This window comes from Mycoplana sp. ABR4_002, from assembly GCF_056159645.1.
Genome location: NZ_JBSWVO010000002.1, coordinates 1 through 19,450 on the forward strand (window position 1 = coordinate 1; position 19,450 = coordinate 19,450).

The 19,450-nt window shown below is 65.8% G+C and carries 15 protein-coding genes; 10 read left to right on the forward strand and 5 right to left on the reverse strand.

The genetic code is table 11. The features are described from left to right. Nucleotides 1–120: 120 nt before the first annotated feature. The 8 genes from ACXAGF_RS20350 to ngg all read left to right on the forward strand — a co-directional run bounded on the left by ACXAGF_RS20350 (nucleotide 121) and on the right by ngg (nucleotide 11,102). Nucleotides 121–1,290 (forward strand): osmoprotectant NAGGN system M42 family peptidase, encoded by a 1,170-nt coding sequence (locus ACXAGF_RS20350; RefSeq protein WP_475019364.1) that lies wholly within the window; start codon nucleotides 121–123, stop codon nucleotides 1,288–1,290. Between the two features lie 156 nt (nucleotides 1,291–1,446). Continuing rightward, nucleotides 1,447–3,012, forward strand: a complete 1,566-nt coding sequence (locus ACXAGF_RS20355; RefSeq protein WP_475019365.1) for an ABC transporter substrate-binding protein — start codon at nucleotides 1,447–1,449, stop codon at nucleotides 3,010–3,012. Nucleotides 3,013–3,069: 57 nt separating this feature from the next. Then, complete coding sequence (locus ACXAGF_RS20360; protein ID WP_475019366.1) at nucleotides 3,070–4,017, forward strand: ABC transporter permease; 948 nt, start codon at nucleotides 3,070–3,072, stop codon at nucleotides 4,015–4,017. Beyond that, nucleotides 4,014–5,810: a dipeptide/oligopeptide/nickel ABC transporter permease/ATP-binding protein gene (locus ACXAGF_RS20365; protein ID WP_475019367.1), complete on the forward strand. Its 1,797-nt coding sequence runs from the start codon at nucleotides 4,014–4,016 to the stop codon at nucleotides 5,808–5,810. Before ACXAGF_RS20360 ends, ACXAGF_RS20365 begins: the two co-directional genes overlap by 4 nt. Next, entirely contained in the window at nucleotides 5,810–6,607 is a 798-nt protein-coding gene (locus ACXAGF_RS20370; protein WP_475019368.1) for an ATP-binding cassette domain-containing protein, read from the forward strand. Before ACXAGF_RS20365 ends, ACXAGF_RS20370 begins: the two co-directional genes overlap by 1 nt. A gap of 5 nt (nucleotides 6,608–6,612) precedes the next feature. Then, the gene (locus ACXAGF_RS20375; protein ID WP_475019369.1) at nucleotides 6,613–7,413 is read left to right on the forward strand and encodes a FadR/GntR family transcriptional regulator; all 801 of its coding nucleotides are present in this window, start codon (nucleotides 6,613–6,615) and stop codon (nucleotides 7,411–7,413) included. Nucleotides 7,414–7,534: 121 nt separating this feature from the next. After that, nucleotides 7,535–9,310: an N-acetylglutaminylglutamine amidotransferase gene (locus ACXAGF_RS20380; RefSeq protein WP_475019370.1), complete on the forward strand. Its 1,776-nt coding sequence runs from the start codon at nucleotides 7,535–7,537 to the stop codon at nucleotides 9,308–9,310. 1 nt (nucleotide 9,311) lies between these two features. Beyond that, complete coding sequence (gene ngg / locus ACXAGF_RS20385; RefSeq protein ID WP_475019371.1) at nucleotides 9,312–11,102, forward strand: N-acetylglutaminylglutamine synthetase; 1,791 nt, start codon at nucleotides 9,312–9,314, stop codon at nucleotides 11,100–11,102. Nucleotides 11,103–11,118: 16 nt separating this feature from the next. On the opposite strand, the gene ACXAGF_RS20390 is transcribed toward ngg, so the two are convergent. Continuing rightward, nucleotides 11,119–12,360: an AGE family epimerase/isomerase gene (locus tag ACXAGF_RS20390; protein WP_475019372.1), complete on the reverse strand. Its 1,242-nt coding sequence runs from the start codon at nucleotides 12,358–12,360 to the stop codon at nucleotides 11,119–11,121. A gap of 524 nt (nucleotides 12,361–12,884) precedes the next feature. Between ACXAGF_RS20390 and ACXAGF_RS20395 the strand changes: the two genes are divergently transcribed. Beyond that, the gene (locus ACXAGF_RS20395; RefSeq protein WP_475019730.1) at nucleotides 12,885–13,529 is read left to right on the forward strand and encodes a hypothetical protein; all 645 of its coding nucleotides are present in this window, start codon (nucleotides 12,885–12,887) and stop codon (nucleotides 13,527–13,529) included. 76 nt (nucleotides 13,530–13,605) lie between these two features. Here ACXAGF_RS20395 and ACXAGF_RS20400 read toward each other — a convergent pair whose 3' ends face one another. The 4 genes from ACXAGF_RS20400 to ACXAGF_RS20415 all read right to left on the reverse strand — a co-directional run bounded on the left by ACXAGF_RS20400 (nucleotide 13,606) and on the right by ACXAGF_RS20415 (nucleotide 17,931). Continuing rightward, entirely contained in the window at nucleotides 13,606–14,040 is a 435-nt protein-coding gene (locus ACXAGF_RS20400) for a c-type cytochrome (RefSeq protein WP_475019373.1), read from the reverse strand. A gap of 111 nt (nucleotides 14,041–14,151) precedes the next feature. Further along, a complete protein-coding gene (locus ACXAGF_RS20405; RefSeq protein ID WP_475019374.1) occupies nucleotides 14,152–15,630 on the reverse strand; it encodes an aldehyde dehydrogenase family protein in 1,479 nt (492 codons plus the stop codon). Nucleotides 15,631–15,694: 64 nt separating this feature from the next. Next, on the reverse strand, nucleotides 15,695–16,993 hold the full coding sequence (locus tag ACXAGF_RS20410) for a glycosyltransferase (protein ID WP_475019375.1): 1,299 nt from the start codon (nucleotides 16,991–16,993) through the stop codon (nucleotides 15,695–15,697). Nucleotides 16,994–16,998: 5 nt separating this feature from the next. Continuing rightward, entirely contained in the window at nucleotides 16,999–17,931 is a 933-nt protein-coding gene (locus tag ACXAGF_RS20415) for a GntR family transcriptional regulator (protein ID WP_475019376.1), read from the reverse strand. A 222-nt stretch (nucleotides 17,932–18,153) separates the two neighbouring features. Here ACXAGF_RS20415 and ACXAGF_RS20420 point away from each other — a divergent pair, with 222 nt between their 5' ends. Next, on the forward strand, nucleotides 18,154–19,212 hold the full coding sequence (locus ACXAGF_RS20420; protein ID WP_475019377.1) for a polyamine ABC transporter substrate-binding protein: 1,059 nt from the start codon (nucleotides 18,154–18,156) through the stop codon (nucleotides 19,210–19,212). The last annotated feature ends 238 nt before the right edge of the window (nucleotides 19,213–19,450 follow it).

A 19,450-nucleotide genomic window follows, 5' to 3' on the forward strand; every position in this document is an offset into this window, starting at 1 on the left:
CGTACAGCGCACGAAGACGGCCGGACCGGATCCCGTGACAAGGCTTCTCCGCCCGCGATACGGTTTATGGCCGAAGGCCGGGCGGTTGACGTTGCGGACGGCGGCTGCGACAAAAGCCGAATGCAGAATCCGATCACGATCGACCCGGACTATCTGACCAGGCAGTTGAAGGCGCTGCTCAATATCCCGAGCCCGACCGGCTTTACCGACGAGGCGGTGCGATACGCGGCGCGCGAACTGGAGCGTCTCGGGCTTGAGGTGAAGCTCACCCGCCGCGGTGCGATTCGCGCGCTTCGGCCCGGCGCGGCCAAGCGGCCGGCGCGTGGCATCGTCGCCCATCTCGACACGCTCGGCGCCCAGGTCAAGGCATTGAAGGACAACGGGCGGCTCGAACTCGTCCCCATCGGTCACTGGTCGGCACGCTTTGCCGAAGGGGCGCGCGCCTCGATCTTTTCCGGCAAGGGCATCTATCGGGGCTCCATTTTGCCGCTCAAGGCCTCGGGCCATACGTTCAACGACGAGGTCGATACGCAGCCGACGGGCTGGCGCTGCGTGCAACTGCGCGTCGACGCGCTGGCGCGCAATCGCAACGATCTGACCCAGCTCGGCATTGATGTCGGCGATATCGTCGCGGTCGATCCGCAGCCGGAATTCCTCGACAACGGCTTCATCGTCTCGCGCCACCTCGACGACAAGGCGGGCGTGGCGATCATGCTCGCCGCGCTCGAAGCAATGGGACGAGAGAAGATCGAGACGCCGGTCGATACCTACTGGCTCTTTACCATCGGCGAGGAGGTGGGTGTGGGCGCGTCTGCGGCGCTGGTGCCCGAAATCGCCTCGTTGGTGGCAATCGACAACGGCACGACGGCGGAAGGCCAGAACTCGCAGGAATTCGGCGTGACGCTGGCCATGGCCGACCAGACCGGCCCCTTCGACTACCACCTTTCCAAGAAGCTTCATGAGCTCTGCGGCGATTATGGAATCCGCGTCCAGAAGGATATCTTCCGCTACTACCGCTCTGACGCCGCCTCGGCCGTCGAGGCCGGCCATGACGTGCGAACGGCGCTGCTCACCTTCGGGGTCGATGCTTCGCACGGCTACGAGCGCATCCACCTGCACGCGTTGATCTCGCTTGCCCGTCTGACCATCCATTACGCCGCAAGCGAGGTACAGATCGAGCGCGACGCCGAGGAGGTCTCCGGTCTGCGCGGCTTCACGCATCAGAAGATGCCGCGGGCGGAGCAGGATCTGAAGGCGGGCGAGCCCGGGGATGGCGGGGGCACGTCCTGATCACCTGAAAGACGAGCCTTGCTGTCCCTTCGACCGCGGAGCCGAGGGGCGCGGCATCGACGGCTCCGTCAATTAAATCATGATAAATTGTTGCGATTGACAGATTTATAGCTATAAATGCGCCGCGAACGACGCCAAATCGAAAGGATCTTCCCCATGAAGAGGCTGTTTCGGAGCGCCCTTGCGGCAGCCGCCCTCGCGCTCTCCAGCGCTGCCGCACTGCCGGCCGCGGCACAGACCCCACCAAACGTTCTCGTTGTCGGCCAGATCGCCGAACCGCAATCGCTCGACCCGCACACCGTCACGGCGACCAACGATTTTCGGATTCTCGTCAACGTCTATGACGGCCTGGTCAGGTTCAAGGACGGCACGCTCGAGGTCGAGCCGGCGCTGGCCGAAAGCTGGGACATCTCCGAAGACGGCAAGACCTACACGTTCAAACTGCGCCAGGGCGTCAGGTTCCACGACGGCTCCGAATTCGATGCCGCGGCGGTGAAGTTCAACTTCGACCGCATGCTGCGCAAGGACCATCCGTTCTACGACACCGGCCCGTTCCCGCTGTCGTTCAACTTCTCGACCGTCGAGGCCGTCGATGTGGTCGACCCCCATACGGTCGAATTCAGGCTGAGCGAGCCGTTCGCGCCGTTTCTCTCCAATCTCGCCTATCCGACCGGCCTGATCGTCTCGCCCGCGGCGGTGGAAGAGCACGGCAAGGAATTCGGTCGCCACCCTTCGGGCACCGGTCCGTTCAAGTTCGTGGAATGGCTGTCGAACCAGCGTGTCGTCATCGATCGCAATCCGGACTACTGGGACGGTGCCGCGAAGCTCGAGGCCGTGGTGTTCCGGCCGATCACGGACGCCAACACGCGGGTCGCCGAGATGATGGCCGGCGGCATTGACGTCATGGTGGAGGTGCCGCCCGACAATCTCGCGACCTTCAAGCAGGACGCCGGCTTTGCCGTCGCCGAGCAGGCCGGGCCGCATGTCTGGTTTGCTATCCTCAACGCCAAGAACGGCCCGTTCGCGGACAAGCGGGTGCGCCAGGCCGCCAACTACGCGGTCAACAAGGAAACGCTGGTCGACGACGTGCTGCAGGGCACCGCGACGGTGGCGTCCGGCCCCATCCCGCCGGCGTTCAACTGGGTGGACAGCACGGTCCAGCCCTATCCTCATGATCCGGAGAAGGCCAAGGCGCTGCTTGCCGAGGCGGGTGTCGAGAATCCGCAACTGACGTTCTATGTCACCGAGGGCGGCTCCGGCATGCTCGATCCGGTCACGATGGGCGCGGCGATCCAGGCAGACCTGCAGGCCGTCGGGTTTGAGGTGAAGATCGAGACCTACGAGTGGAACACCTTCCTCGGCCGCGTCAATCCGGGGCTGCAGGACAAGGCCGACATGGCCGAGATGGCCTGGATGACCAACGATCCCGACACCGTGCCCTATCTCACGCTCAGGACGGATGCGATGCCGGACAAGGGCGGCTTCAATTCGGGGTACTACTCGAACCCGAAGGTCGATGCGCTGCTCGAACAGGCGCGGCGATCGACCGACCAGGCCGAGCGCGGCAAGCTCTATGGCGAGGTCCAGCAGATCGTCCATGACGACGCGCCCTGGCTGTTCGTCGCCAACTGGAAGCAGAACGCGGTGACGACCGCCGCCGTTCAGGGCTTCAAGCTGCAGCCCTCCTTCCTGCTCGATCTGCACGGCGTGGCCAAGCAGTAAAGGTGCGTCCCGAAGCGGCCATCGGCAAACTTGCCGGTGGCGTCCCGGAGGGTTTTCATGCCGGCCTACATCCTGAAACGTCTGATCGCCGTCCTGCCCGTGCTGTTCGGCCTGTCCGTCATCGTCTTCCTGGTGATGGCGCTGATCCCCGGCGACACGGCCACGGCCATTCTCGGCGCCTATGCAACGCGGGAGAACGTCGAACGCATCAACCGCGACCTCGGCCTCGACAAGCCATTGGCGCAGCAATACCTGATCTGGATCGGCAACGTTCTGCAGGGCGATTTCGGCCGGTCGTTCGCGCTGAACCGGCCGGTGCTGGACGAAGTGCTGGAACGCTTCCAGGCGACGCTGGTGCTGGCCGGCGTCTCGCTTCTGCTGTGCTCGGTCATCGGCCTTCTCGCCGGGATCGTGTCGGCCGTGCGCCAGTTCGGCTGGGCAGATCGCGCCATCACCTTCTGTGTGCTCGCCGGCATTTCCATGCCGTCCTTCTGGCTCGGGCTTCTCCTGATCTATCTCTTCGCCGTCCATTGGCGACTGCTGCCGGCGTCCGGCATGTACGCCGTTTACGGCGGCGGCGATCTTAAGGACCTGCTGCTGCACCTGATCCTGCCGGCAACGACGCTGTCCGTCGTCGCCGCCGGCGTCATCGCCCGGCTGACCCGCGGGGCGATGCTTGAGGTGCTGCGCCAGGACTATGTGCGCACCGCCCGCGCCAAGGGGCTCACCGAGCGGCGCGTGATCTACGGCCACGCCTTCCGCGCCGCGCTGGTCGGCGTCATTCCCGTCATCGGCATCCAGGCCGGTTTCGTGCTCGGCGGCGCTGTCTACATCGAAACCGTGTTCCAGTGGCCGGGCATTGGGGCGATGCTGGTCAAGGCGATCTCGACCCGCGACATCCTCCTGGTGCAGGGCGGGGTTCTCGTCGTCGCCGCCAGCTACGTGCTCTTCAACCTGGCCGCGGACGTCGTGCAGTCCGTGCTCGACCCGAGGATCCGCTCATGAGCGCGCTCGCCGGAACATCGGCGGTGGGTGCGGGAGCGGCGCGGATGACGTCCTGGCGTCTGCTGGCGAACAACCGTCTCGCGATGGCGGGTCTCGTGCTGCTGGCGACGATCGGGTTTCTGGCAGGGCTGGCGCCGCTCCTGCCTCTGCCCGATCCGGACGCCACGGCGCCGGCCGAGCGCCTGAAGCCGCTGCTGACCGCCGGCCATCCGCTCGGGACCGACCAGCTTGGCCGCGACATCGCCAGCCGGCTGCTCTGGGGCACACGCGTGTCGCTCGGCGTCGGTTTCGCGGCGACCCTGATCGCCGCGGCCATCGGATCGGTGACCGGCATTGTCGCCGCCTATGCCGGCGGGCGCACGGACAACGTCATGATGCGGGGCGTGGACATGCTGATGGCCTTTCCCTACATCCTGCTGGCGCTGGCGATCGTCGCCGCCCTCGGCCCCGGGCTGATGAATGCGCTCTATGCGATCGCCGTCGTCAACATTCCCTTCTTTGCGCGCAACGTCCGCGGCGTCACGCTCGGCTACGTGCACCGCGAATTCGTCGACGCGGCGCGCCTGTCCGGCAAGGGCCACCTGTCGATCCTCCTGACCGAAGTGCTGCCGAACGTGCTGCCGGTGATCGTCATCACCATGTCGACGACGGCCGGCTGGATGATCCTCGAGACGGCGGGGCTCAGCTTCCTTGGCCTCGGTGCCCAGCCCCCGCAGGCCGACCTGGGCTCGATGCTCGGCGAAGGGCGGGCGCAGCTCTTCACCGCGCCGCACATGTCGATCGTGCCGGGCGTGATGATCTTCCTGGTCGTGATCAGCCTCAACGTGCTCGGCGACGGCATCCGCGACGTGCTCGATCCGCGCCTGCGGTCCAGCGCGCTTTCAAGGCCTGGCCCGATCACCGAGGTGGCAAAGGACCGCAAGGTACCGGCCAACAGCGCCGCGCAGACGGCCCTTGCGGTTGAGGGCCTCGAGGTCGGTTTCCGCCACGGTGGCATGGTCGTGCCGGCCGTCCGGGACGTGTCGCTGCACGTTCGGCCGGGAGAGTGCCTCGGCGTCATCGGCGAGAGCGGCTCGGGCAAGAGCGTCACCGCCCTTTCGATCATGGGCCTGGTCGCCTCGCCGCCGGGGCTGATCCGCAACGGGGCGGTGTATCTCGACGGGGAAGACCTGCTCGCCATGCCGGCGACGAGACTGATCGCCAGCCGCGGCAGCCGCGTTGCCTACGTCTTCCAGGATCCGCTGACGACGCTGCATCCGATGTACACCATTGGCAGGCAGGTGGAGGAAGCGATTGCCGCGCACCAGCGGATCGCCGCCTCGGAATGCCGGCAGAAGGCCATCGCCCTGCTGGAAAAGGTCGGCATTCCCTCCGCGGTTGATCGCGCCTCGCACTACCCGCACCAGCTTTCGGGTGGCCAGCGCCAGCGCGTCGGCATCGCCATGGCGCTGGCCAACGATCCCGACGTCATCATCGCCGACGAACCGACCACCGCGCTCGACGTCACGGTGCAGGCCCGCATTCTCGAATTGCTGCGCGAGTTGCAGCGCGAGCGCGGCATGGCGCTTGTCTTCATCACCCATGATTTCGGCGTCGTGTCGGAGATCTGCGATCGCGTCGCGGTGATGAAGGACGGCGAGATCGTTGAGACCGGTGCGACAAGCGAGGTGCTGTCCGATCCGCAGCACCCCTACACGAAGCGGCTGATTGCCTGCGTGCCGCAACTCGGTACGGGCACCTTCTTCCTTGATCGCGTCGCCGCGCTGTTTGACGGGCGCAGGGAGGTGGCGTGATGGACGATGCCGCGATCCAGATCCTCGACGTCTCAAAGACCTTCGGCGGCGGCACCAGCCTGTTCGGACGGGCGCGGCGCGAGATCAGGGCCGTGCAATCCGTCTCGCTAAGCACCGAGCGCGGCGAGACGCTCGCCGTCGTCGGCGAAAGCGGTTCGGGCAAGAGCACGCTGGCGCGCATGCTCGTCGGGCTGGAGACCCCAACCGCAGGCGAGATCCGCATCGGCGGGCGCGATGCTGCGGCGCTGCGCCGAGATGGCCCGCGCGCCTTCGGCAAGATGATCCAGTATGTCTTCCAGGATCCGGTGGCCTCGCTGAACCCGCGAAAGGCGGTCGGCGACATTCTCGACGCGCCGCTGCGGCTGCTCTGCGGCTATGGGACGGCGCGCCGGCAGGCGCGGATGCGGGAGTTGCTGGAGTCGGTGGAAATGCCGCAGGCCACGCTGTCGCGCTACCCGCACGAACTGTCCGGAGGCCAGGTCCAGCGCATCGCCATTGCCCGGGCGCTCGCCGCAGAGGCGGAGATCATTGTCCTCGACGAACCGGTCAGCGCACTGGACGTGTCGGTTCAGGCGCAGGTCCTGCTGCTGCTTCGCGATCTGAAAAGGCGCCTTGGGCTCTCCTACCTCTTCATCAGCCACGACCTGGCGGTGGTCGAGGCCATCGCCGACCGCGTTGCCGTCATGTACGGTGGCGAGGTGGTCGAAACAGCGCCGGCCGACCGGCTCTTTGCCCATCCTGGACATGCCTATACGCAGCGGCTTGTCGCGAGCGCACCGCGCATCAGGAGAACATGACGACCATGGCCATCATCAGCGAACAGCGGAAACCCACGGGCGCGGACGGCAAGCGCCTGTTCACGCCGGCCGGCAAGACGAAACGTCGACCCGAGGCGATTGCCGAGCGCGTGAAGGACTACATCCGCTCGGAGGGGCTTGTCCCCGGCGACCGTCTGCCGCAGGAGCGCGAGCTGATCGACCAGTTCAAGGCGGCCAAGGGCACGGTGCGCGAGGCGATGAAGGCGCTGGAAACGCAGGGGCTGCTGTTCACGCGCAGCGGGCCTGGCGGCGGCGCCTTCGTGGCACAGCCGTCGGCCCAGCATGCGATGGAACTGTTGTCGACGCATTTCTTCTTTGACCAGCCTAGCCTCTCGGACATCTATGCCATCCGCAAGGCGCTCGAGCCTGAAGTCGCAGCCCTGCTGGCGGGTCGGATTACGGAGGAGCAGCTGGCGGCGCTCGAGCGCACGATCCGGGTTTACGATCATCCCGCCGGTGATCTCGCAGAGCAGTACCAGCAGCGGGTCGCCGAACTCGACTTTCATTCGCAGCTCGCGCAACTCTGCCCCAATCCCCTGCTAGGCTTCCTCTGCGGCCTGATGCACAACCTCTTGCGCGAGCTGCCGGTCGCGCGGCTGATCTATGCCGATCCGGCCGCCACCTCGCGCGAGGACGGGTTGGCCTTCCAGTACCGCCTGATGGCCGCGCTGAAGGATGGCCGCGCGGCCGATGCATGGAAAATTGCTGCGGACCATATGGCCTTCGCCGAGGCCTACATGCTGGCCCGCGCCGAGGCGATCGGAGGTAACACCGCAACCGATTGATGTGCGATGCGGAACATCTGGCCGCGTCGGGCATTGTGTTCTCATAGACGTCAGGGCCGTGGACCTCTCCACGGCCCTGACGTCATGTCCGGTACCAACAACGGAGGTTTCGACCCAGTATATGTGTGGAATTTGTGGAGAAGTCAGGTTCGACGGCGGCACGCCGTCGGTTTCGGCAGTCTCGATCATGGCGGATGTCCTCGCGCCTCGCGGGCCGGATGCCTCGGGGGTCGTGGTCCGGGGCAATGTGGGGCTGGGGCATCGGCGGTTGCGGATCCTCGACCTCTCCGACCGGTCGCAGCAGCCGATGGTCGATCCCGATCTCGGCCTGTCGCTCGTCTTCAACGGCTGCATCTACAACTTCCGCGAGCTGAGGGCCGAACTTGAGAGCAAGGGCTACCGGTTCTTCTCCGAGGGCGACACCGAGGTGATCCTCAAGGCCTGGCACGCCTGGGGCGAGGACTGCGTGTCTCGGTTCCACGGCATGTTCGCCTTCGTCATCCACGAGCGCGACACCGGCCGCGTGGTGATGGCGCGCGATCGGTTCGGCATCAAGCCGCTTTACCTGGCGGACGTGGATGGCGCGCTGCGCTTCGCCTCGGCGCTGCCGGCGATCGTCAAGGCGGGCGGGGTCGACACCGCGATCGACAAGACGGCGCTGCACCACTACATGACCTTCCATGCCGTCGTGCCGCCGCCGCACACCATTCTCGCCGGCGTGCGCAAGCTGCCGCCGGCGACGATCCGCGTCTATGAGGGCGACGGCACCTTCCGGGACCGCCGTTATTGGGATCCGCCCTATCGCCGCCAGCCCGGCGATGGCGCGTTGACGCGGGCGGAGTGGCAGGACCGGCTGCTTGATGCCCTGCGGCTCGCCGTCAAGCGCCGCATGATTGCGGACGTGCCGGTGGGCGTGCTTTTGTCCGGCGGCGTCGATTCCAGTTTGATCGTCGGCCTGCTCGCGGAGGCCGGCCAGCGGGGGCTGATGAGCTTTTCCGTCGGCTTCGAGGAGGCAAACGGCGAGAAGGGCGACGAGTTCGTCTACTCCGACCTGATCGCCGAGCACTTCGGCACCGAGCATCACAAGATCTTCGTGCCCTCCACCGACCTGATGGGGGCGCTGCCGGGCACGATCTCGGCGATGTCCGAACCGATGGTCTCCTATGACAATGTCGGCTTCTATCTTCTGTCCAAGGAGGTTTCGAAGCACATCAAGGTCGTGCAGTCGGGACAGGGCGCCGACGAGGTGTTCGGCGGCTATCACTGGTATCCGCCGCTGGTGAACTCAAACGACGTGGTCTCGGACTACAGCAAGGCCTTCCGCGACCGCACGCATGATGTGCTTGCAACGCAGCTGGCGGCGGACTGGCTCGCCGAGGAAGACGTCAGCGGCGATCTGCTGCATCGGCATCTGCGTCGGCCCGGCGCCGACACGCCGGTCGACCAGGCGCTCCGTCTCGACAGCAACGTGATGCTGGTGGACGACCCGGTCAAGCGCGTCGACAACATGACCATGGCCTGGGGGCTGGAGGCGCGCGTGCCCTTCCTCGACCACGAATTGGTTGAGCTTGCGGCGCGCATCCCGCCGGACGAAAAACTCCGGGACGGGGGCAAGGGAATCCTGAAGGACGTGGCACGCAAGGTCGTGCCGAGCGCGGTGATCGACCGCAAGAAAGGCTATTTCCCGGTGCCGCAGCTCAAATACATCGCCGGTCCCTACCTTGCCATGATCCAGGACGTCCTGGGCTCGCGGAAGGCCAAGGAGCGGGGCCTCTTCCGAAACGACTATCTGGAGCGCCTGTTCGCCAGTCCCTCGGAGCACATCACACCCTTGCGTGGCTCCGAGCTCTGGCAGGTCGGGCTTCTGGAAATGTGGCTTCAGGAACAGGGGGTGTGAGATGAAGAAGGCCGGGGAGGCGACATTGCCGCGCCAGCGCACCAAGGGAACCAAGGCCGTGACTCACCGGCTGGAGCGCTTGCGCACACGCGCCCAGCCGGGGCGGCATGTCGGCCGGACGGAGACCGCCGCCGAGCGGGAGAACGTTGTGCTGGACTGCGGCTGGGGGCGGCTGCTCTTCGCCCAGACATTCCGCGACGACGAGACGTTGCTCGCCGAACTGCGGGACGAAGCCCCGTCGAGCCGGGACATCGCCTTCTATGTGGACGAACCGCATGTGCTGCTGTCGCTGGCGCCCCAGGAGATCTTTCTCGATCCCTCGCACACCTTCCGGCTCGACCTTTCGACCTACCAGCCCAGGACACGCCACACCCGGGGGATCACGATCCGCCGTCTCGCCACGGAGGCCGACGCCGAAGGCATCAACCGCGTCTATGCCGCCTGCGGCATGGTGCAGATCAGGTCCGATTACTTCTCCTCCGACCGCGACAACCGGTCGGTGACCTATTTCGTCGCCCAGGACGATGCGACCGGCGAGATTGTCGGGACGGTGACGGGCATCGATCACCAGCGCCTGTTCGACGATCCGGAGCGCGGTGCGTCGCTCTGGTGCCTGGCCGTGCACCCGCAGGCGCGGCAGCCGGGAATCGGCGAAAAGCTCGTGCGCAAGCTGGCCGAGCATTTCCAGGCGCGCGGGCTTGCGCATGTCGACCTGTCGGTGATGCACGACAATACGCTTGCGATCAAACTCTACAACAAGCTCAATTTCCGCCGCATGCCGCTGTTTGCCATCAAGCGCAAGAACGCGATCAACGAGAAGTTCTTCGCCGTGCCGCATCAGTCCTATGAGGAGCTCAATCCCTATGCGCGGCTGATCGTCGACGAGGCGACGCGGCGCGGCATCCATGTCGAGATCACCGACGCCAAGGGCGGGTTCTTCCGGCTCTCGTACGGGGGGCGGTCGATCCATTGCCGCGAAAGCCTGTCAGAGCTGACTTCAGGCGTTGCCATGTCGATCTGCGACGACAAGGCCATCACGCGGCGGGTCGCCTCCGCTGCGGGCCTGACCGTGCCCGACCAGATCGAGGCGGACGCCGAAAAATCCGTGCTCCAGGCGTTCCTCGACAGGCACGGCAAGGTTGTCGTCAAGCCGGCCCGCGGGGAGCAGGGCCGCGGCATCTCGGTCGGCATCACGACCATGGCAGCGCTGGAGGATGCCATTGCAATGGCGCGGCAGGTTTGCGATCGCGTGCTGCTCGAAGCCTGCTTCGAGGGGGTGGATCTGCGCCTGGTGATTATCGATTACAAGCTCGTGGCCGCGGCGGTGCGCTGCCCGCCGCGCGTCGTCGGCGACGGCCGCACCACCATTCGCGAGCTGATCGAGACGCAGTCGCGCCGGCGCGAGGCGGCAACCGGCGGCGAAAGCCATATTCCGCTCGACGCGGAGACCGACCGTTGCCTCGGCGAGCAGGGGTTCGACCTCGGCTCGGTGCTGGAGGAGGGGCGCGAGATCACCGTGCGCAAGGCCGCCAACCTCCATACCGGCGGCTCGATTCACGATGTCACGGCGACCGTTCATCCGGAACTTGTGGAGGCGGCGGTCGCCGCCGCCCGCGCGATCGACATCCCGGTCGTCGGCATCGACTTCATGGTGAAGGACCCGGCCGAGCCGGGCTACGTCTTCATCGAGGCGAACGAGCGGCCCGGCCTGGCAAACCATGAGCCGCAGCCGACCGCGGAAAGCTTCGTGGACCTGCTCTTCCCCGGCAGCCGCATCGGCAAGAGAAGCTGATGCGGCGCCAGGCCGGCTACCGACCTTCCGCCTCGACAATCCCCTTTGTCAGGCTGCCGGTCGCCGGATAGAGCGGGATCAGGCAAGCCTGCAGCGCGTGATAGATGTCGCCTTTTCCGGCAAACAGCGTGTAGCTCGGTGCGAGGTCCTCGGTCAGTTCCTCGTTCCAGCCGCCGCGCTCCCGGTCGATGAAGTGGCGCGAGATGCCGTTCCAGATCCGTCGGTACCAGGTCTCGTGAAAGTCGCTCGGCATGTGTTCGCACAGGAAGGCGGCGGCGCCGACGCCCTCGGCCATCGGCCACCAAAGCTTGTGGCGCTTGTCGGGCTGGTCGTCCCAGTCAAGGGTGTAGAAGAAGCCGCCCTTGTCCTGGTCCCAGCCGAGTGCGATCGATTGGGAGAACAGCGCCTTGGCCGCCTCCGGCATCCAGGCGTGCTTCCGGCCGCCCAACGCCCAGAGCTGCAGGATCAGCCGCGCCCATTCCAGCCAGTGGCCGGGCGTGGTGCCGGACGGGCGGAACATCTCGTTGCCCCTGTAGGCCTTGTCGAGCGCCCAATTCTCGTCGAAGTGCTCCGGAACGCGAAAGCCATTTTCGCCGGCACGGCGGCGGATGATCAGGTCGGCGATCCGCTCTGCCTTGTGCAGGTAGTCGGCCTCGCCGGTCGCCTCATAGGCGGCCATCAGCGCCTCGGTCAGGTGCATGTTCGAGTTCTGGCCGCGGTAGCCGGGAACGGGCGACCAGTCGGCCGCGAATTCCTCGGCGATCGCACCATGCTTGTCGTCCCAGAAGCGGGTATTCAGGACGTCGGTGACGTCCGCGATCATCCGGTCAGCATCCGGATGGCCGGCCACCTTGGCGCTCGAGGCAGCGAGCAGCACAAAGGCGTGTCCATAACCTTGCTTGGTCGCATCGAGCAGCCCGGAATTGTCGAGCGACCAGTGGTAGCCGCCGTGCGCGGCGTCGCGATGCCGGTTCCACAGATAGGCCATGCCGTGGTCGACGACATCGTCAGAGCCCGGGCGGCCGAGCAGACTGCCGATCGAGTAGCAGTGGACCATGCGCGCGGTTGCGTGGATGCCGCGGATCGGATTTCCCGGGTTCAACGGCCGCCCCTCGACATCGAGCTCGTAGAAGCCACCGCTCGGATTGAAGGCGCGGTTCTGGAAGAAATCGTAGAGGCCGTTGGCCTGGCTCCAGAGCCAATCGCGGTGATAGGCCCGCCGGCGCCAGGGAATATCCAGTTGTCTGCTCGTGCCCATACTACCTACTCCTCGTCTTTCGTCCACCGCGATGCTGGTGATCCCCTGAGCCATGTAAGGCAGTCTTCGATGCCGTGGGGCGGGAGCCTCGCGCACGACCTGCGGCTTGTTGGGGATCCGGTTCGCCCGGTGAAGTGGGAGGCAATTTATGGCCCAGAACCGCTGGGGGGGCAAGCTGGCAGGGTCGGGAGCCTGCCCGCGCGCGCAGACAGGCGCGCCTTCCTGCAGTTCGTGGCTTCAGTTTGTTTCGGAAAATCAGTTGTGTAGGAGCTTCGAACGCTGACCTGCAAACAGGCGCGATGTTTACACTTCATGCTTGTTGCCGTAGAGTCGGAGCACTGTCGCGGTCGATACGGGCCGCGAGCAAGTCATCCTGAAATCTGCAGTCATCACGAATGCTTCGGCCTGCCGCCCGCTGTTCATACGGAACTGGCGTGACGTGCTGGATGGCGCCGACAAAATACAGGAGGAACTTGAACATGCGACGCACGGCTCGTTTTCTCTCTGCTGCTGTCTTCACGGGGATGTCTGTCATTGCCGGCGCTACTCTGGCCCAGGACGCAATGTCCGCGCCGGGGCAGAAGACGGTCGGGGTGGCACCGTCGCAACAAATGATCCCCTCGCTCGCGGTCCTCAATTCTGGCGGGGCGACGCTGGCTGACGGAAAGCTCACGATGAGCGAGGTCGGCCCGAGCACGATTGTTTTCGCCGACCGTCCCGTTCGGGCTGCCGGCCACGTGGCAACTGCCGAGTTCATCAAGCAATGGGGAGAGGGCAAGGACAGCTTTGCCGAGGACCCGCCGAACGCGACGATATCGGTGTTGAGCCGCGACGGCCAGTCCATAGAGGACGCCGTCGTGGTCTTGAAGTCGCCGAAGCTCGAGGGCGGTGCCCTTGTCTTCGACGTCGACATTCTCGAAGGTGCTCTCGTCGGCGCCGATGGCCCGGCATCCTTGTTCATCGACTGGTTCGCGGCCCGTGGCCCGCGCGGTGGCGCTGTCGTGGCCGGCGGTGGCTGGCGGGCACCCGCATGGCGCGGCGGCTGGTATGCGCACCCCTACGCGGGGGTTGCGGCCGGTGCCGCGATCGGTGCGGCGGCCGTGGCGGCCTCGCGCCCCTACACCTATCCGCCGCCGTGCGGCTACTATCCCTATCCACCCTGCTATTGAGCCGTTTTGAGCCGCTTCCGGCTGTGTCGGACGCCTTTCGGTCGGGAGGGGCAATCGAACGGCGAGGCGGCAAAGTTCAATGGTTCTCGCGCTTGAAGTAGGCAACGATATCGGCGATTTCAGAGCGGGTGAGCGCCAGATCCGGCATGCGGGAATGGGTCGGATTCGCCAGGAACGCGGCAAGCGCGTCGTCATCGAGATTTTCCGACCTGCCGATTTCGGCGAATGTGGGCACGGCGTCTGAGCCGCGCGGTTGTCCGGCCCCGACGACGTGGCATTGCGCGCACCAGCGCTGCGCTATGCGCTCGCCGTTGTCCGGATCTGCCGCTGCGCTCTGGCCAACGGACAGCAGAACCAGGATGGCGCCCCAACAGGTCTTCCCCCAGTACGTCATCGGCATCTCGCCCTCTTTCTTGCCGTCTCGAGGTCGGGACAAGTTTGCTCGTTGTGCGCCCTGGCCGCAAGGGGCGGTCCCGGATCCGGGCGGTGCGCAGGTGGCGACCGCGGTCAAGGCCGAGCCTCTGAACGCGGCCGAACGGCGTGGCGGACCCCTCGGATCATGTGCGGCCGCGTCGGGACGGCGCCCGGCTTGCGCGGCGGGCGGGGCAAGCCGTCCGCAAGTTCACCCTTTCAGGTACCATCCCCAGGGTTCGTCGGCCTCGAAGGCTGTAATCTGCTTGGTCTCGAGGTAGTTCGCGAGCCCCCAGCGGCCAAGTTCGCGGCCAATGCCGGACTGCTTGTAGCCGCCCCAGGGCGCTTCGGTGAAAGTGGGCTGCGAGCAGTTGATCCAGACGATTCCGGCGCGGAAGGCCTTTGCGACGCGCTCGCAGCGGACACGGTCCTTCGACATGACGGCGGCGGCAAGGCCAAAGCGGCTGTCATTGGCCATGCGGATGGCGTCCTTTTCGTCGGCAAATGGCTTGACGCAGACGACCGGGCCGAAAATCTCCTCCGTCCAGACGAAGCTGTCCTCGGCCACGTCGGTCAGGATGGTCGGCTCAAGGAAGTAGCCGGTGTTGAGCCCGGCCGGGCGCCGTCCTCCACCAGCAATCGTTGCGCCCTCGCTGGTGCCGCGCTCGATCGCCGCCAGTACCTTCTCGTACTGCCCCCTCGATACGAGCGGTCCGAGCAGTGTCCCTTCCTTCAGACCATTGCCGATCCGGATTTTCGCCGCTTCGGCGACCAGCCGCTCCAGAAGCCTGGGATAGACGGTCTCCTCGACCAGCACGCGCGAGGTCGCCGAGCAGACCTGGCCCTGGTTCCAGAAGATGCCGAACATGATCCACTCGACCGCCTTGTCGAGGTCGCTGTCGGCAAAGACGACGAAGGGCGATTTGCCGCCGAGTTCCAGGCTGACGTTCTTGATGTCGCGTGCCGCCGCCGCCATGATTTTCGATCCCGTCGGCACCGAACCGGTGAAGGCGAGCTTGTCGATGCCGGGATGCTCGGAAAGCGGCCGGCCGGCGTCCGCGCCGAGCCCGGTGACGATGTTGAGTACCCCTGCGGGCAGCGCCGCCTGTTCGACAATTGCCCCGAGCTCGAGTGCCGTCAGCGGCGTCAGTTCGGACGGCTTCAGCACCATCGTGCAGCCGGCGGCAAGCGCCGGGGCCACCTTCCAGGCGGCCATCAGCAGCGGGTAGTTCCAGGGAATGATCGCACCCGCAACGCCTACCGGTTCCCGTACCACTTTCGACGAGAAGCGCGGCTCGGCGAGCGCGATCGTCTCCTCCGGCTGCGCGTCCATTTCCTCTGCGAGCCCGGCGTAATAGCTGAAGCAGCCGGCGGCGTCCTCCATGTCCCAGATCGCCTCCGGAAGCGGCTTGCCGTTGTCGCGCACTTCGAGACGCGCGAGTTCCTCCTTGCGGGCGAGGATGATCTCGGCAATGCGACGTAGATATCCGGCGCGCTCGCTGCCGGCCAGCCGCGGCCACGGTCCGTGGTCGAACGCGCGGCGGGCGGCAAGTACCGCCCGGTCGATGTCGCGGGTCGTCCCCGCTGGTGCCTGCAGGATCGTCTCCTCCGTGGCCGGGTCTGTGACCGGGAAGGTGCCGCCCTCGGCTGGCGCCATCCATTGTCCGTCGATGAAAAGCTTGTCGCGCATGTCGGTTCCCACTCTCGTTCGTCTGTGCCGGATGCGACGGCTCGCTGCCGCCGGCGCGACGGGCCTAGCCTGGGCCCGGCGCCCGGCTTGCCGCGGTTGCGGTCAACTTCAGGATCTCTTCGGCGGCGCGCGTTACGCCCGCCGCCGCCTGCATCGTCTTCGCGTTCGCCTGCAGGCGAGCCTTCATCCGATCGTCGGCGATCAATGCCCCGATCGCCTCTGCAAGCTCCGCATCGGTCCAGCCATAGCGTTCAAGCTTCCGTCCGACGCCCGTCTCGGCGGCACGGGTGGCGTTGTCGTGCCCGTCCCAGCAATAGGGCATTACCAGCGAGGGCACGCCGTAGTACAGCGCCTCGCAGAAGGAGTTGTTGCCGCCGTGGTGGATGAACAGGCTGGCCTGCTCCACGACCGAGGGCTGCGGAAACCAGCTGTCGATGAAGACGTTGTCCGGGACCTCGCGATACTCTTCCCGCCAATGTCCGGCATTGACGAGAAATCGGTAGGGCAGGGCCGCAAACACCGCGATCATCCGCTTCATCATCGAAACGTCCATGGCCCCGAGCGAACCGAAGCTGGTCAGAACAAGCGGCGCGCCATTGTGGCTGGCAAAGCGCGGCGGCACGTACGGCGCCTCATGACGCACGCAACCGTCGAGGAAGACGAAGCGCTGCGGGTCAAGCGGGTCCGCGCGGGCATGGCGAATGATTGCAGGCGCCAGCAGCAGGTTGAGCCAGGGCGAGGAAGAAAGAAAGCTCGAGCTTTCGGGGGGCTTCAGCCCGCATTCGGCGAGGAAGGCGGAAAAGCGCCGGTGCGCGGACGCGGTCACGCATTCATAGGCTGCTGCGAACGCCTGCCAATCGGCTCCGGGCTGCTCGCCGCAGCCGGAGAGATAGGGCGGCACGTTCGGATCCGGCACTTCGGTCTCGGCGCAGGACACCACCCGGACCCAGGGTACGCCGGCCTTGGCGATCGCCGGAAACATGACGACGTTGTCGAGCACGATCACATCCGGCTTTAGTCGCGACAGCAGCCGGCGCAGCGGTTCCTCCACCCGGATCGCGGTGTCGACGATCGCGTCCCAGGTCGGTCCGACATAACTGTCGAGTTGGTCGAAAGGCGACTGGCGGAAGGCGTCCTGATGGCGCTCGATGAAGTCGTTCCAGTCCGTCGGCGAGCCGGCGTCGTCATCGACCAGCTGGTACTCGGGGAAGCCGTATTCGGCAAAGACGCCGGAAAAGCCCGGGTGGCAGATGAAGGCGGGCCGTGCGCCGAGCCGGCGCAGTTCCTGCGCGATGCCGACACAATTGAGGGCCGCGCCGAAGCTCGCTTCGGGAAAGAGGGCGATGGTCTTTGGCGTGGCCATGGATTTCAACGCGAGACGACCTTGAAGGCGGGTGGGACGCCGCGGCCGGCGAGGCGCGGCCGCTGCTGGCGGGACAGCTGCAAATGCACGCGCATGAGGTCGGCGGCGAGTTCCATCTGCCCGCGCTCGATCTGCTCGACAATCTGCAGATGCTCCAGGTTGGACTGCATCAGCCGGAAGATGGCGACGTGGCCGACGGCAGGGATGGCGCGCTGACGGCGATGGTGGTTGACGAGCGCTTCCGCCATGAACGGGTTGCCGCAGCCTTTGGCGATCAGCGTGTGCAGGTCGAAGTCGGTCCGCTCGAACAGCTTGCGGTCGAAGCTGGTCTCACTCATTGCCTTGAGAGCCAGCATGGACTGGCGAAGCGAGGTCAGGGCCGCCAGGTCGCGGCGGAAGTCGGGCAGGGTGAGCGCCAGCGGCTCGGTGGCGAGTCGGAACTCGTAGCTCCGGGCCGCCGCGTCGGCGCCGACGGCGAACTGCTTGAGCAGCCACTGCTGACCTGCGCCGCGCTCGGCAAGTCTCTCCTCCGCCAGCTTCATCAAGGCGTTCTGCACGGCCTGCCGGGACACGGCGTAGCGCCGCTGCAGCGCGGCGACGGTCTGCGTCTCGACGATGCGGCCGGCGGCAAGATCGCGCAGGATCGCGGCATGGACCTCGCTCTCGCCGCCGTGCCCGGAGGTGTCGTCGAGCCGGGTGATCATGACCGGATCGGCAGTCAGCACGTAGCCGCCCTCGGCTTCGGTCGTCACGAGCCCGCGCGCGGCGAGGATCTGGAGCGCCTTGCGTATCGGTGTCCGGGAGACGTTGCAGGATGACGCGAGTGTCTGTTCGGCCAGCCGCTCGCCCGGTAAAAATCCACGTTCGCTGGCGATCTCCAGTATTTTTTGCGCCAATTCGACATGGCGATGATTGGGGCGCTTCGGTTCCGTTGTCATACGCTCAAACAGGCCTCCACTGCAGTGCATGCTGCCCTTTGTCCCGGCGTTTCGCAAGCCCGGTGCGGCGTCGATTCGGTAAATCTGCAATTTTCCAGAATCCCTATTGACGTATTTTTTTTCTAATTAATACTCCTCATGGGACGCAGTGAAGAGTCCGGAGCAACCGGCGGGCTGCATCGCATAGAGGCCAGGAACAAGATCAAACAAGGGAGTTTTTTCGTGGAAACGAAAAACGGAATGGTCGCATTGCGCGCGGCCACGGCATTCGTTGCCGCAAGCCTGACCGCGGGGGCGGCCTCGGCTGCCGACCTCGTCATTTCCAACTGGGACGGCTACATGGCGAGTGACATCGCCGAAAGCTTCAAGGCGGCTACCGGGCTCGAGATCGAGGTTGTGAACCACGCCACCAACGAAGAGATCATGGGCAAGCTCATGGCCGGCGGCGGCAAGGGCTACGATCTTGTCTTCGTCTCCTCGCCCTTTGCCGAAGTCCTGAACGCGCAGGGGCTGCTCGAGCCGCTCGACAAGTCGTCGATCCCTAATCTTGCCAATCTCTATCCGGAGGCCGCGAACCTCCCCTATGATCCCGGCAACCAGTTCTCGGTGCCCTATGCCTGGGGGACGACGGGCCTTTGCTATCGCTCCGACAAGGTCAGCGGCGCGCCGGATAGCTGGATGAACCTGCTGCAACCGTCCGACGACCTGAAGGGCAAGACGACGATGCTCGCGACCGACCGCTGGCTGATGGGCGCCGGCCTCTTGGCCAAGGGCTACTCCGTCAACGAGACGGACCCGGCCAAGATCAACGAGGCACGCGACCTGCTGATCGAGGCGAAGAAGACGCTGCTTGCCTATGACGACACGACCTTCTACGCCAAGCTCGCCTCCGGCGAGGCCTCTCTGGTGCAGGCGTGGGACGGGTGGTGCAACTACGCCATTGCCGAGAACAAGGACGTCAAGTTCGTGGTGCCGAAGGAGGGTTCCGACCTCTGGGTCGACACGATGGTCGTGATCAAGGACGCGGAGAACAAGGAAAACGCGATGCGGTTCCTGGACTTCATCCTCGATGCCAAGAACCACGCCTGGGCGGCCGAGAACATCCTCTACAAGGTGCCGAACAAGGCGGCGATGGAGAGCCTGCCGGCCGAACTCGGCGAACAGTATCCGAACATGACGATGCAGCCGGCCGATCTCGCCAAGAACGAACTGCTGCGCGATCTCGGCCCGGTCCAGAAGGACTACTCGCGCGCCGTCAGTGAAATCAAGGCCGCGAACTGACGGCCTTGGCCCTCTCCCCGAGCGGGAGAGGGTCTCGACTGGCGGGAAGCGCGATGCCGCGGCGATGGACGTTCACGTGGACCGTCCCTCGTCCCGCCTCCTCGTCCCTAAACGGGGAGGGGACTTGCGACCCCGGCCACCCCACCGACGCGACCCGCACGCACCCGAGCAAGGCAGATATCGACGTGTCCTTCAATGCCACCAGACCGAACCTGCTCGCCGCTCCCGGCGTTGCCTG